20 protein-coding genes are annotated in these 13,365 nt (G+C 67.8%); 1 reads left to right on the top strand and 19 read right to left on the bottom strand.

Going from position 1 to position 13,365, the window contains the following annotated elements; all coding sequences use genetic code 11:
* Positions 1-49 precede the first annotated feature (49 nt).
* A complete protein-coding gene (locus ACRRRO_RS12870; RefSeq protein ID WP_434080371.1) occupies positions 50-2,767 on the bottom strand; it encodes a tape measure protein in 2,718 nt (905 codons plus the stop codon).
* A gap of 164 nt (positions 2,768-2,931) precedes the next feature.
* Here ACRRRO_RS12870 and ACRRRO_RS12875 point away from each other — a divergent pair, with 164 nt between their 5' ends.
* Positions 2,932-3,150, top strand: a complete 219-nt coding sequence (locus ACRRRO_RS12875; RefSeq protein ID WP_424798186.1) for a hypothetical protein — start codon at positions 2,932-2,934, stop codon at positions 3,148-3,150.
* Here ACRRRO_RS12875 and ACRRRO_RS12880 read toward each other — a convergent pair.
* From ACRRRO_RS12880 to ACRRRO_RS12965, 18 genes are all read right to left on the bottom strand, one after another.
* Positions 3,147-3,293, bottom strand: a complete 147-nt coding sequence (locus tag ACRRRO_RS12880) for a hypothetical protein (RefSeq protein ID WP_424798185.1) — start codon at positions 3,291-3,293, stop codon at positions 3,147-3,149. The genes ACRRRO_RS12875 and ACRRRO_RS12880 overlap by 4 nt on opposite strands.
* Before the next feature lie 185 nt (positions 3,294-3,478).
* Positions 3,479-4,099: a hypothetical protein gene (locus ACRRRO_RS12885; protein WP_424798184.1), complete on the bottom strand. Its 621-nt coding sequence runs from the start codon at positions 4,097-4,099 to the stop codon at positions 3,479-3,481.
* Between the two features lie 14 nt (positions 4,100-4,113).
* A complete protein-coding gene (locus ACRRRO_RS12890) occupies positions 4,114-4,386 on the bottom strand; it encodes a hypothetical protein (protein WP_424798183.1) in 273 nt (90 codons plus the stop codon).
* 104 nt (positions 4,387-4,490) lie between these two features.
* Entirely contained in the window at positions 4,491-5,009 is a 519-nt protein-coding gene (locus ACRRRO_RS12895) for a hypothetical protein (protein ID WP_424798182.1), read from the bottom strand.
* Complete coding sequence (locus ACRRRO_RS12900; protein ID WP_424798181.1) at positions 5,006-5,179, bottom strand: hypothetical protein; 174 nt, start codon at positions 5,177-5,179, stop codon at positions 5,006-5,008. Before ACRRRO_RS12900 ends, ACRRRO_RS12895 begins: the two co-directional genes overlap by 4 nt.
* Positions 5,180-5,241: 62 nt before the next feature.
* Positions 5,242-5,595 (bottom strand): hypothetical protein, encoded by a 354-nt coding sequence (locus ACRRRO_RS12905; RefSeq protein WP_434080372.1) that lies wholly within the window; start codon positions 5,593-5,595, stop codon positions 5,242-5,244.
* Between the two features lie 52 nt (positions 5,596-5,647).
* On the bottom strand, positions 5,648-5,995 hold the full coding sequence (locus ACRRRO_RS12910; RefSeq protein WP_424798179.1) for an HK97-gp10 family putative phage morphogenesis protein: 348 nt from the start codon (positions 5,993-5,995) through the stop codon (positions 5,648-5,650).
* A 17-nt stretch (positions 5,996-6,012) separates the two neighbouring features.
* Positions 6,013-6,423, bottom strand: coding sequence for a DUF6093 family protein (locus tag ACRRRO_RS12915; RefSeq protein ID WP_424798178.1), 411 nt, complete (start codon positions 6,421-6,423; stop codon positions 6,013-6,015).
* Positions 6,413-6,841, bottom strand: a complete 429-nt coding sequence (locus ACRRRO_RS12920) for a hypothetical protein (RefSeq protein WP_424798177.1) — start codon at positions 6,839-6,841, stop codon at positions 6,413-6,415. Before ACRRRO_RS12920 ends, ACRRRO_RS12915 begins: the two co-directional genes overlap by 11 nt.
* Before the next feature lie 21 nt (positions 6,842-6,862).
* Positions 6,863-7,222, bottom strand: coding sequence for a hypothetical protein (locus tag ACRRRO_RS12925; protein ID WP_434080373.1), 360 nt, complete (start codon positions 7,220-7,222; stop codon positions 6,863-6,865).
* On the bottom strand, positions 7,185-8,135 hold the full coding sequence (locus ACRRRO_RS12930; RefSeq protein ID WP_424798175.1) for a phage major capsid protein: 951 nt from the start codon (positions 8,133-8,135) through the stop codon (positions 7,185-7,187). The genes ACRRRO_RS12925 and ACRRRO_RS12930 overlap by 38 nt, the downstream gene beginning before the upstream one ends.
* Before the next feature lie 67 nt (positions 8,136-8,202).
* Positions 8,203-8,826, bottom strand: coding sequence for a hypothetical protein (locus ACRRRO_RS12935; RefSeq protein ID WP_424798174.1), 624 nt, complete (start codon positions 8,824-8,826; stop codon positions 8,203-8,205).
* Between the two features lie 257 nt (positions 8,827-9,083).
* Positions 9,084-10,145, bottom strand: a complete 1,062-nt coding sequence (locus ACRRRO_RS12940) for a phage minor head protein (RefSeq protein WP_434080374.1) — start codon at positions 10,143-10,145, stop codon at positions 9,084-9,086.
* Positions 10,123-10,959 carry a hypothetical protein gene (locus ACRRRO_RS12945; protein ID WP_434080375.1) on the bottom strand — a complete coding sequence of 279 codons (837 nt, stop codon included), beginning with the start codon at positions 10,957-10,959 and terminating at the stop codon, positions 10,123-10,125. Before ACRRRO_RS12945 ends, ACRRRO_RS12940 begins: the two co-directional genes overlap by 23 nt.
* Positions 10,919-11,665, bottom strand: coding sequence for a hypothetical protein (locus tag ACRRRO_RS12950; protein ID WP_434080376.1), 747 nt, complete (start codon positions 11,663-11,665; stop codon positions 10,919-10,921). The genes ACRRRO_RS12945 and ACRRRO_RS12950 overlap by 41 nt, the downstream gene beginning before the upstream one ends.
* A gap of 14 nt (positions 11,666-11,679) precedes the next feature.
* Entirely contained in the window at positions 11,680-12,540 is an 861-nt protein-coding gene (gene terL, locus ACRRRO_RS12955) for a phage terminase large subunit (protein ID WP_434080377.1), read from the bottom strand.
* 17 nt (positions 12,541-12,557) lie between these two features.
* Entirely contained in the window at positions 12,558-12,947 is a 390-nt protein-coding gene (locus ACRRRO_RS12960; RefSeq protein ID WP_434080378.1) for a hypothetical protein, read from the bottom strand.
* A 209-nt stretch (positions 12,948-13,156) separates the two neighbouring features.
* On the bottom strand, positions 13,157-13,294 hold the full coding sequence (locus ACRRRO_RS12965) for a hypothetical protein (protein WP_424798170.1): 138 nt from the start codon (positions 13,292-13,294) through the stop codon (positions 13,157-13,159).
* Positions 13,295-13,365 lie beyond the last annotated feature (71 nt).

Genomic DNA, 13,365 nt, shown 5'->3' on the forward strand with positions numbered 1-13,365 from the left:
CCCACCGGCGCCGCGAACCTCCGCCGCGGACCACACGTGCTCGTTGTGGCTAAGGCGGGCGGCGATGGAGTCCGACGTCTCCGAACCAGGCCCGAACACCGGGCCGCCCGAAGCGCGCATAAGGGTCAGCACCAACCTGCACCCGCTGGTTATTCAACTGTCGGATGCGGGCCTGCGCGGCGGACACGTTCGCGGTCACGTTCACGCTCACCGGATAGGTGGACGCCCACGACCCGAATCCGCGCACTGTGCCGCGAGCGGGGCTGTCGTTGGCGTCAAGGTTGGTGTCGGTGACGTCTTGTTCCCACTCGCCGGTGAGGATGTTGTAACGCAGGTTCGCCCGGGACGGGTCGATGTCCAGGGGGGTGTCGGTGACGTCTTGTTCCCACTGGCCGGTGAGGATGTTGTATCGCAGGTTCGCGCGCGAAGGGTCGATGTCCAACCCGGTGTCGGTGGTGGTGCCCGAGAAGTCGTCCACCACGGTCTCAAAGCCGCTGCGCGCCGGGGTGGTGTCGACGTCGACTTCGATTGGTGCGGGTGGCCCGAACGTCCAGGCGTCGATCTCCTCCTGGATGGTGGTCTCACCCGACCGCAACCGCTCGGCCAGTTCCGCGATCGATTCGTCCCCCATGCCGGCCATCGCGGCGCGGATTAGCGGGATGGACTCGATCAGGGAGGCCGCGAACGCGGTGCCGGCGTCGGCGGACCCGGCTGCCATTAGTTCCTCGAACCGGGACAGTTCCTCATCGGAAGCATCCACCAGAGCAGCGACAAGCGGCGCGCCTTCGGGGCCAAGTTTCGCCAGTTCGTCCAGGGTGCCAGCCGAGACGCGCCCAGCCAGGACGGTCATGTTCGCTTCCCACTCGCGCTGGGCGTCGACCTGGGCCTGCAACTCGTCCAGGTAGTCGGCGATGGCCACCGTGTGGCCGTCGTAGTAGTCCTCCCACGACGCAGACGCCTTGCCGGACTCTTCGGCGGCGGACTGCGCGAGTTCGCGGTTCTTGTCGATCACCGCATCCCACGCACCCAGCGCGTCCACAAACCCAGTGGAGGCGTCGGCGAGGGAGTCAGTCAGGGCCTCGATCGCCTCAGCAGCGGCCAACGCGGCAGGGTCAATCTCCTCCAGGCCGCCGGCGAGTTCACCGGTGCCATCGGCGGCGAGTTCAGACTCTGCTGCCACCCGGGCCAACGCGTCAGCGTACCCGGGCATCAGGGCCATCAATTCTTCGGTCGAGACGCCCTGTGCCTCAGCGGCGGCGGCGATCAACTCGAACTGGGCCGCGGCCAACTCGGCGTTTCCGCCGTCCACCAGTGCGGCAAGGGCGTCACCGGTGGCCTCGAACTGTGCGCGGGCCTCACGGACGGGGTTGTGCACGTTCTGGAACCCTGGGATCACATCGGCAAGACCGGATCCGAGGCGCTCCATCCAGGAGTTCACGTCGTTGCTGGTGAGGACGACGAGTGCGGAGTCGAGGTCCTGGACGGCGCCGCCGAAGGCGAACATGTCGTCCAGGTCGCCGACCTGCTGCATGCGTACCAATGCCAGGCGGACCTCGTCCACGCTGGAGGCTGCGGGGCTGCCGCTGGTGGAGATCTCGGCTAGTTTCCCGACCAGCATGGAGAGTCCGCCGAGGACGGCGGCTCCGACCATGAGGCGGGGAAGCGCCCGGCCCACCCCGCGGATGGCGCCCTGCGCGGTCTGACCGACCTGACCGAGTGCGCCGAGGTTGTTCCACAGGCGCAGGACGCGGGGGTACAGGGTGAGGAAGCCTCCGGCGGCGATGGTCGCGGCGGTACCCAGTCCGAGGATGACGGCGCCGGCGGTCAACACCGGGGTGGGGAGGTCGCGGAGCGTGAACAGGAAGTCAGAGACGCTGTTCATCAGCCCGACGAATAGGCCGCCGCCTTCGGGGTCCACGAACAGGGACATGGCGTTGGCGGACAGGTCCCGGAACGCGGCCAGGACGTCATCGACGGCGCCACGGAACGTGTCGCGCACCAGGTCGCTGCTGCCTTCGAAGTTGGTCATCATGCCCTGAGCGAGGGCATCCAGGGCCGTTTCGGCATCGAGCGCACCGGAGGTGATTTGTTCGCGGATTTCACCGCCGGTCATGCCCATGTCGTCGCCGATCATCTGCGCGGCATCGATACCACGCACACCGAAGCGGCGGAGTTCCTCGGCGGTGATACGGCCCTGGGACTGGATCTGGCCCATGATTTCGGCCAGTTCCAGGAAGTCCTGGTTACTGCCGCCGGCGGCGGCCACACCCTCGGCGAGTGCGTCGATGTACGGGACGACGCGGGAGGTTTCGATACCGAACCCGGTCATGCGGCGTTGCGCCTCGACCAACGTGTCGCGCATCAACCAACTGGTTTGCCCGTACTCGTCCAACCGCGCCATCTGCGCAGCGGCTTCCTCAGTGCTGCCGGTGATGGCGGTCAGGCCCTGGGTGGCGACCTGCCGGAGACTGTTATAGGAGATGCCGGTCTTGCCGATGACCGCGAGCATCCCCGCGCCGGCGGCACCCACACCAAGCAGGGCCGTGCCCACGCTGGTCCACGCCTGCTCGTTGGTGCGAGCGTGCTCGTTCAGCCGCTGGGAGAACGAACGGGCGGCGGTGGTCTGCTGCTGCGTAGACTGCTGGGTCTGCTGGGAGGCTTTCTGCGCGGCGGTGCCCACACTCTCGGTGGCCTGCGCGGCCCGGCCCATGGCCGACTCGTACTGCCCGATATCGGCGCGCAAGATCGCCCGTACTGATCGCTCCACAGGTCCACCTCCGTTCGCAGGTCGTGTGTGGATGAGGCGGGATACGATCAGGGGCCCTGGTTCACCCAAGAAAGGGGCGTGGTCACGTGGGCTTCCTGGGATTTCTGTTCATTTGTGGACTGATAGGCCTCGCCGTCGGGCTCGGCCTAGCGGTGTGGTACGCGGTGAAGACCTCGGATCAGAAAGGCGCGGAGTCCGCACCAGAGCGCCTTGACGCGCTGTTCGACGGGGCCGATCAGGTTGTGTACGAGCACGACATCCGCAAGCCGTCAGTGGCAGATCTGACCGCGGCCGCTCACCGAAACGGGTACCGGCTGGCCCAGACGGTGGCGACAGACAGGTCCGCATGGCAGCGGGCCACCCTGGTCTTCGAGAAGGCCTAACTTTCCGGCCCCTGGTCGGGTTCGGTGCGGGGGTCGTGCAGGTACAGGAACGCCCCCGGCTCCTTCAACTCGGCCTCGTGGTCTTTCTTGCCCTGGTCGAGCGCGGCCTGCCGCCACGCGTGACCAACCCGCGGCTCCCACACGTCCTGCAGGTCACGGTCCAGGCACTCATCGACCCACCCGCCACACCCGCACGAGCACTTGGAGTCTTCAAGGATGGTGAGGGCTTGGGCGGCGATGAGGTCGGTGTGGGTCCAAGTGCCGTCCTGCGACCGGCCCCACCAGTAGGTGACAGGTAGGCGGAGCCGGTCAGCAGTGCGCAGACTGGTTAGCGCCCCCGCCCACGCCGGTTGGCGGAGGACGAGGGCGAGGTAGGGGCCGACACCACGGGCGCCTGGGAGCACGCTTCGAAGAACTTGCCCACCAACGCCCGGTACTGGGCACCACTGGCTTCCTCGAGCATGGCCAGGTGTTCGACGGTGACACCCTCGGGTTGCACGATCGACCGCGCCAACTGGTGGCGGGTGACCTCGGCGGTCTTGTCGTCCTTGGACATGCCCCGGGTCTCGGGCCCGTTCTTGATGTCCTTCTCCACGGTGGTGAGCCAGTCCACGGAGCGGCCTTGGACGCGGAAGGTGACGGTGGAGTCCAGGTAGGCGCGGTACAGGTCGTCCAGGCGGGCGTTGAGGGCTTCCTTGCTGTTGGTGCCGGTGTCTTCGATGCCGTACTCGGCGGCGTCATCAGCCTCAGCCAACTGTAACTGGCGTTCGGTGGCTTCGATGTCAGCGAGCAGGTCGCCGCGTTGGGTGATGTTGATGGACCGCTCGGTGGGGCGGACACCACTAAACCAGGCGCCAAGGTCGAAGTCTGCGGGGGGCGGCAGGTCCGGGGCTTCGGGCGGGGTGGGGGTGTCCGCCGGGGGTGCGTCGTCGATGTGTTCGGTGTTCATGTCAGGTCCAATCGTCAGGTCTCGATCTTCTTGATGGTGGTGGTGGCCTCGTCGTCCGCGTGCTCGCGGACTGGGATGAATACGCGGTGCTTGGCATACTCGACGTCGTTGCCACCGGTCAGGTAGCGGGCACCGTTTTCGTCTAGGTCGAATATCAGCGCGTGCACGCCATTGGGTGCGAACCGGAGTTCGACGACGTTGTTGGGTTCGAACCCGTACTCGCGGATCATCTGGACCCATTGGTCGCGTTCGAGGTATTCAGGGATGCCGTGGATAGTTTTGCTCATTATTTCTTGCCGCCTCTGCGGGTCGATTGTCAGGTCGTGAAGGGCGGTGACCCTGGTGGGGCAGGGACCTGACCACCTGCCCCACCTGGGCGTTCATCCGGCGCTTAGGCGCCGGCGGTCACCTCGGCGCGCAACGACACTTGCCCGGTCACCCTCGCGGGCTGCTGCACCTTCTGGTAACCGGTCAGGTCGGTGGGCTGCTGCGGGTCGTCCAGCACAACGGGGTAGTAGTTGTACGGGTCACCCGCCTCCCACTCCTTCGACGCCGGGGGGCCGATGCGCTCCACCAGGTGCAGGACGACGCCCTTGCCGGTGAACACGTTGTAGGCCACATCCTGCTCAGGGTGGGACTGGCCGGTGTCGTCGAAGTACCGGAACAGCGGCAGCATCACCTCGTAGTTGGAGGCGCCGTAGGAGCCGGTGTTACCGGTGTCTTCCAGGCCCGGTTCGTCGATCGTGTCCGACCCGGTCGGGGACAGCCGGTACGCATTGCGCATGATGGCGCGGGACACCCGCACACCGTCGCCCAGTTCGGTGACGGTGATGGCGTCGATGTCGGCGGGGGCGGTGGAGAGTGCTTCGAGGCGGATGTTGCCTTCGTACAGTGAGCGGACGGCGGTCATGACCGGGCCTCCTTGGTGTCAGCCTTCCCACCGGTGCGGGTGGCGTTGGTGGCGCCCTGTTGGGTGCCGGTGAGGTTGGGGAAGACGTTGTTGTCGAGCCACTTCTTCGGCACCTTGTTGGGCAAGGGCTGCCCGGTGCGTTTGTCCCAGGCGGGGACCATTTTCGCCATGATTCCTCCATGGATCGGGGTGGGTGGTTTCCTGCCCGCCTGGGGCGGGAGGTTCTGTGTGTTCAGGTGTGGGTGCGGAACTGCAACGGCACGAACCACCTGGTGGGGGTGGTGTCGGTGTCGGCCTGGACGGTGACGCCGCCGGTGTCAACCTCGCCCAGCACGCTGCCGGGAAGGACACGCCACCCTTCGAGGCGGCCCCGGACAAGTTGGATCGCCTGCAACGTCCAGGTGGGGTCACCGGAGGCGACGGTCACCCTCGCGTCCCAGGTGAGCCCGCCCTGGGGGTCCGCCTCGAGGTTCCTCGCAGCGTCGGGGGTGTTGCCGGGGACGGGCCACAGCACGGCGTAGGGGAACACCCGCCCGTCGGTATCGGCCGGGGGGCTGCCCGGGACGGTGGAGTCGTACACGTTCACCGTCGACAAGCCTCGGAGGCGATCCAGGTGGTGGTGTGCAGGCCTGCGGGGGTCATGGGAGGGACCGTTCGATGACTTGGGCCATCGCCGCCTCGAACATGGGGGTGACCCGGTCGAGGGCGGGGAACAAGTACGGTTGCGGGCCCATGCGGCTCGTGCCCATCTCTTGGTAGATGCCGTAGTGGGCGGTGGGGCCGACCTCAGCCTCCAGGCCACGGTTGGTGGTGCTGATGGACGAGCGGAGGAACCCGGTATCCACCGGTGCGGCGCCCTGGGCCTGGGCCTGCAGCATGGTCGCGGTGGCGGCCACGGCGGCCCGGGCGAGGGGCTCGGCACGTGAGCCGGCGGCGCGGAGGTCGGCGGCGAGGGCCTGGAACTCGGAGAAGTCGAAGTCAGCCACAGCCCCCACCCCGCTCTCTACTGGTTGGACAGGTCGAGGTCGGCGTACAGGACACGTTCGATGCCGAGGTCGCCGTACGCGGTGCCGGTCACGGTCAGGGCCTTGCCGACGACGTGGGGGTCGGTCGGGTGTGCGGTGACGGTGACCCGGGCGCCAACGGGCAGGTCGGGGGCGTCGTGGGGCAGCGCGATCTTGTACGGGCGGACCGTGACCGCCTGGCCCGCGGCCTCGCGGGGTTGGGCGCTGTTGCGGACAGCCTGCACCCGCGCCGGCTTATCCGGCCCGTACAGCGGCGGCCCGTCGCCTGGGGTGCCGGGGCCGGTGCCGGGGTCCCAACCGCCGCCCTCATCGTCCCTGACGGTGATGGTGGCGGTGTACGACTCGGCAGCCAACTCCCGCATGCCGGCCAGGTCGGTGTCAGTCAGCATTCGTGGTCACACCATCAAACGCCGACCGTGGGTTCGCCAACGGCGACAGTGGGTTCATTTCGATCACGGTGATGCCGCCATTCTGTGCGGACTTGGCCCTGTACCGATCAGCCAGGGCCATGAAACCGGCGTACCCGGTCCCAGCCCGCCGACGGAAAGCCGACCCCTCACTGGTGAAGGATTCGATACCGCCGGTGTCGGAGGCCATTGATGCCACAGCCTTGGCCTCGAATGCCAGCGCGGCGGCGTGGTTGAGGTCGAACGTCTCTTCGTAGTCCTCATCGACTGGTGCCCGCCCGTCGGCGTCCACGATGCGCGAGACGTCCAGAAAGCCGTCCAGTTCGGGCTCGGTGAGTTCGGGCGGGGTGGTGGCCTTGACGGTCGTTTCCAGCCACGTGAGTGCTTCTGTGCGGTCCATGACCACCACCCCTTCCCGGTGCTACTTCTTGCCCGCGGGCTTCTTGTCGCCCTCGGTCGTGTTGCCCTTGCCGTCCTCAGCCTTCTCGGCCTCGGCCTTGAGTTCGGCGCGGATCTGCTCCTCGAGTTCGGCACGCAGGCTCGCCGCGATCTCCTCGCGGGCCGCCTCCTCGTCAAACGACGTCTCGGCCTTCGCCTTGCGGCGGGGCTTGCCCGGCTTCGAGCCGGACTCGACCTTCCAGCCGAGCGACTCGAGAGCGGTGATGCCGCCGTAGGTGGGGCGTGGTGACCTCGAGGGTCTCCTTGCCGCGCTTGAGCGTGACCTTCTTCTGCTCGGCCATGGGTCAGCCCTCCGGGGTGGTCGTGGCCGGGGTGAGCACACCCGCCGGGTAGCGGTTGCCGTCACCGATCCGGGTAAGGGGGTTGGCGATCTGGAAACCGACCCGCATCACCACGCGCATGATCTGCGAGTCCTGCTGCGGGGCGTTGAAGATGACCCGCCCGTCGTCATCGGTGATGACGGCCTGGTCGAGCATCTTGAACGTGATGTCCTGGCGGATACCGACCGCGAACTTCGACCAGTCCGCGGCGATCAGGTCGGCGACCTCGCCCTGCCAGGACCCGTTGACTACCTCATTGAGGGGGTAGCCGTACAGCCCGGACGGGGCGCCGGCGGACAGTGACGGGGTGTAGATCGGCACGCCCTGTTCGGAGCGCAGCCCCACCAGGCGCCACTGCAAGCCCGGGCGGGAGGCGAACCCGTTGACGGCGAACCCGTCCTCGGCCACCTGACCTGCCAGGGCTGCCACGTCCACGCCGTAGTCGGCGCCGGTGCCAGCCTCCACGGTGTTTCCGGCAGCGATCGCGCCGGGGACGATGGCAGTGGGCCAGGAGGTCGGCTTACCGAGCCCCCACACGGCGGCGAGGTCCACCAGTTTGCCGATGGCCTCCACCAGCAGCGGGCGCACCTGATCCCACAGGGGCACGTTGGTGTCGTCCACGACCGCGTCGGGGATCGGCACGAGGGCGGCGACCTCTTCGGCGGTCATGACCACGTTGTCCCAGTCGGACTTGGTGGTCTGCTTCAAACCGGTGTCACCGTTGACCCAGTACGCCTCCGGCAGGGAGGTCAGTACGGGCTGCTTGAGGGTCTTGGAGGACATCGGCACGCGCTGGGCGCGCTCCAGGATCACCGAGGACTTCGGGGTTTCCTGGATGATCTCGTTGGCGACCGGTTCGGGGATGAGTGCCCCGCCGGTGTCGGACCGGCTGATGACGCTGTTGTAGGTGGGCATGGTGGTTCCTTTCACTACGGGATGAGGGGGTGTGCCCCCATGCCCATGTGGCTTGGGGTGCGAGTTGTTACCGCCCAATGGCGGCGCGTAGCCAGTCCTTCTCGGTGCTGGCTGGCGGTGTGCTTGCGGCGGCGTCTCGCACGCCGGGGGTGCCCTGCTGCGCCTGGGTGGCGTAGCGGGGGTGTTCGGTCACGAACGCCTCGATGTGTGCCTTCACGGCCGCGGCGTCGGTCACGTCGATGTTGGTCAGGGAGTCGGTGAAGCGTCGAGAGTCAAGTAGTGCCTCGGTGTCAGCGATGCCTACGCCGTGACGCAGGACGGCGTTCTCGGCGCGCTGTGCGGTCAAGTCGGCGGCCAGTTGCTCGGGGTCGGCGTCGGCGTTCTTGTTGATCCCAAGGGCTTCCAGGACGGCGGTGAGTTGGGACTGAGCCTGTTGACGTTCGTCACGTTCGCGAGCGAGGTCCGCCAGTACCGCATCCTTGGAGCCTTTACCCTTGTCGTCCTTGCCGTTGTCGTCGGCAGGCTTCGGGTCAGACTCGGGCTTGGTGGGCGGCGGGGTTGGCTTGGGCGCCTCAGGTTTGGCTGGGGCGGGCTGTGCGCTGGGTTGGACGAACGTGCCCTGGCTGGTGGGGGTTGCCCCGCCGGGTGCAGGGTCGGTGTTGGTGTCGGTCGGGGTCGGGGTGTCGGCCATCTCGGCTTCCTCCTGGGGTTGGCCCACCAGCCCTCGCGGCTGGCGGGTGGTCTAAAATGGCCAGTCATGGGTGACGACGACGCCAACGACGGCCGCGGTGTGCCCGGTGAGTGTCCGGGGCACCGGTTCGTGCTGGTCGGGTTACAGATCAGCCGGGCGGGGTCTGGGATGACCCATGAATGCGCCTACTGCGGGGCGGTGACGTACCGTGCACCCGGTTGGACCGGACGGCGGGAAACATCGCCCGGCTTGGACGGTTAAGCCGCGGCCGGTGGCCGGGTGGGGACCATGCTGTCTCGCCATCCGTCAGTGGTGCGGCGCCTAGTCCATGCGTCCATGGGGTAGTCCCCGGCCTGCCAGGCGGCGTATCCGTTGTCGCCGAGGATGTCGCGCTGCTGGGACTCAGACAGGCCCGCGAACCACGCTTCGGCGTCCGGGGTGGTGTCGGGTGGGTCGGGGATGCCTTCGAAGCCGAGTTCGGCCCACGTCTTCGTCTTGGGGACGCGGGCGCAGCGGCCTTGTTGGTGGTCGATCGGCCCCGGTTCCTCGATCGGGTGCAGGGTGCCGTGGTTGGCGATGCAGGATCGGCACGTCAGGGGGTCCAGGTGCGCCGTCCACGTCCAACCGGCCAACACCTCCGCGTTAGCCTCGTCGGCCCACCGCTGGGCCGCCCTAGCGGCGTCGAGCAACTCTGTCCGTGCTATCACGAGAGCCCGGTTCGCGCCGCCAAGGAACTGGTCTTCCACGCCGCGCAACATCCGCCGTGCCGCTTGCCTCGGGTTCTCACCCACGGTGATCCCACGCAGCAGGAGTTCGCGGCGGACGGCGGCGGTGGCTTCCGGGCCCAGGGGCAAGGCGGTGGAGGTGATCTGACCGGTGGCGCGTTCAACCATGGCCGCGATCTGGGAGGCGTCTGCGCGGACCAGGGCGGCCCGTAGTTCGGTGCGACGGGTCCCGGTGAGTTGGGTGGCGATCATGTCCACCTCAGCCACAGTCGCGGCCTCCACCACTTGGGCCAGACGGCTGGTGACGGTGAATCCGGTCCGGGCGGCCAAGTCCTCCAACGCTTCACCCATCACGGCCAGGGCGGCTTGGGCGCGGTGGGAGCGGAGGACCTGGGTGCGGGTCACGCGGCCACCTTGTGCGGCCTGGGTGAGTTCCAGGGTCGCGGCGTCAACCTCGGCGGCGACGGCGTCCCAGGCGTTGGACCAGGACTCGACGATGTCCCTGACCGCCTGGTCTTCCACGGTCTGCAGAAACGCGTTGAGTTCACGCTCGACGCGCAGGGTGCGGGCGTTAATCGCCACGGTCGGTCTCATCACGCAACGTGATCGGCTGACCGGACACCTTGATGCCCGCCGGCAGGCCAGCGATACGCGCCGCGTCCTTCGGGTCCACTCCGGCGCGCCGGCCGATACCGAACGCGTCCAACCGCTTCCTAACCTCGTCCGGATCGTCGCCGCGGACGGTGGCGGCGGGGTCGCGGCCCTGCCGGAACGCTTCCACCGCGGCCCTACCGATGCTGGCCTCCTGTTCGGCGATCTTGCCCAGGATGCGTTTGATGTCGTCGGGGTCCTCACCCAACGCCGGCAAGACCTCTTCAAGGGGGTAACCCAGGTCCACGCGCTGTTGGGCCGCTTCGAGTCGTTCGGTGTCGTCCATGGGGGCGGGGTCGGCCCACTCGGGGTACACGTCCGGCACACCAAGGAGGCCCATGAGGTCGGTGATGGCGTGGGTGTTGTCGTCGTGGAAGTCCCTGACGGCGTTGGTGCGACGGTTCGACAACAGCCGCAACGCGGCACCACTGGGGACGTTGCCGACCTCGGGCATGATGTCGGTGGGTGGGATGCCGGCGACGCGGCCGATCTTGGTGACGAACGCCTCCTGGACGGCGATCAACTTGGTGGCGTCCGGTGGGTCCAACTGGGTGAGTGGGCCGGGGCCGCGGATCCCGAGGACGGTTTGTTTCGTCGGGTCGTACTCGAGGCGGGTCTCTTCCGGTGTGCCCGTCCGGGGGTTGATCGTGACTTCCTGCTGGTAGTTCATCAGGGCCCGCAGCGGCCGCGCGAACGATTCACCACCCACGATCAGGTCAGCCACGGACTTGTTGAGCCCGTCCTGCAGTGGGATCACGTCGTGTAGCACCGACCGGCCGTGCCCGCCTTGGGTGGTGGGGCTGTTCGCCAGGTGCACCCACGGCACCCGGCCGCGGTCGTGTTCCAGCACCGGGCCGCCGTCGACGTTGCTCCGGTAGGGCCCCCACGCGTTTTCGTTGGTGGACCACTGCGGCGCGTGTGTTGTCGTCGTGGCGGACTTTGGCTTGGGTGACCCAACGCTCCACGGTCGCGTTGTAGTAGACGTTGACGCGGCCGTGATGGTCGGGGGTGACCCAGATCTTCGCGACCCACTCGAACTCGTCCGGGTCGTCCTCGGCGGCCTTGTAGGCGACTTGGGTGGCCTGGTGGTACCAGGGCCGCCACACGCCCCGTTTGTCGGGCCAGGCCAGGATGTACCCGTCACCGGACCGGTGGGCTTCGCGGGCGGCGAGGTTGATTGCCCGCCGCACCTGCACGGCCTCGTCGACTTTCGCGGCCTGGACCACGTTCGTGCCGGCCCACGCGTCGATGCGGATGAGGTCGGTGAAGGAGTGGATCACCGCTGGGCACATGTTCTCCCGGGCGTGTTCCAGGACCCACAGGTAGTCCTTCTTGAACGCCGGGCTGGCGAAGGGGTAGCGGTGGCGGCCTTCGTCGTAGTCGACGTACGTGGAGTATCCGGGGGCCCGTTTGGTGTGGTCTTTGATGGCGGTGATGACGTCGGCGATCGGCAACGGTGTCACCGCCCTTCGGGTGCTTAGTGGAGTGTGGTGATACCGGTCGTGGCGCGACTGTTGTGGTCAATCTTGATGAGCAGTTGGTTGAGCGCCTGGGTCAGGGAATCGACCATGTCGTCGTGAGTGCCGTGGGGGAACTGGGCGGCTTCCTCGATCAGGTCACCAACCCAAGGGGCGAGTTCGGGGGAGGGCAGGTGCACGTTCCCGGCCTCCACCAGCGGGGACACTGCTTGGGCGCGGGCGACTTTGCCGCCTTCGGGGTTGATGGGGATCAGACCGTGCAGGGTGCCGGCCAGGGCGTCCATGACAGCGGGCCCGTTGGCCTTGTCCTCGACGTATTTAGCGACGGCTTGGGGCCACCTGGCGGACATCTCACGCATGCGCTGGGAGGTCTCGGTGAAGCCGAACCGGCCGCGGGTCTGGTCGAGGAGGTAGACGTTCGCGCCGCGCCGTAACCAGATCTGGCCGACGACGTAGTCGGAGGTTTTGGTGTCCTTGAACGCCAGGTCCCACGACTGGATGAGTTCGGTGTCGAGGTCGATGTTCGGGACTAGGCGCGTGCCGTTGGGTTGCTCGAGCCACATGGGGACGTCGTACCTTGCCCAGGCGGTGCGGTCGAACAGTCCACCCTCGTCAGGGGATGGCCGGCCTTGGTACAGGGCTGCCCAGGTTCGGGACCCTGATCGGGTTTTGATCGCGTCCCACTGCTCGGCCGTCCTACCCCGGGCGGAGTGCATGTACTCGCCGGGCTGGCGGCCTAGCGGGTCATTGTCGGTGTCGGCCTGGGCGGGGATGTTCAGGACCTGCCACAGGTGCCCGTCCTGCGCGGCCAGGAGACGGCCGATGAGGTCGTCGTGGTGCCACCTGGTGGCGATGACCACGACGGGTGCGCCGGGGGCTAGGCGGGTGGCGCCGACTTCGGTCCACCAGTCCCACGCGCGTTCCCGGTACGTGGGGGAGTCGGCTTGGGCGCGCGGTCCTTGATCGGGTCGTCCACGATGAGGAGGTCCACGGCGCGGCCGGTGAGTGCGCCGCCGATGCCGACGGCGTACACGCCGCCTTCGTGGCCGGCGAGTTGCCATTCGTGTTGGGCGGCGAGGTCGTCGCGCACCTTGAGGCCGAGGTCGGGGCCGTGGGTGGTGATGTCGTCACGGATGGTGCGCCCCCACCTGCGGGCGACGCCGTGTTCGTAGGAGGCGATGGCGACACGCAGGTCAGGGTTGCGGGTCAGTGCCCACAGGGGGAAGCGGCGGGAGGCGCGTTGGGACTTGCCTTCCTGGGGTGGCATGGACAGGGCGAGGCGCCCGTCGGGGGTGTTGAAAAGGTCGACGAGGGCGGAGTCGATGAGGTCGAGGGCGGGGGTCGCGACGGTGGTGGGGTCGAGGTGTTTGGCGAGGGCGCCGGGGGTGGGCCAGCGCGGTGGGGGTGGGGGTTCGAACTGGCGGGCGGCGTACTCGGCCCAATCGGTGGGCGCGGGTGGTGGTCATCCTCTCCACCTCACTCCTGGCGGACCGTGATGCCCTCCTTCGTGCCGATCGCTACGCCGTGGCCGCAATAGACGACGTCGTCGACCATCTGGCCGGCCATCACGCCACCGAGCGTACACTCGTGAACACCCTCGTCGTGGTCGCTCATGTCGCGATCCTCTCGCGTCCGGGCACGCCCGTATGCAGAAAGCGTGACACTACGAAGCATATACCACACCA

It is taken from the genome of Sanguibacter sp. Z1732, from assembly GCF_051020515.1.
Classification (GTDB): domain Bacteria; phylum Actinomycetota; class Actinomycetes; order Actinomycetales; family Beutenbergiaceae; genus CALKWS01.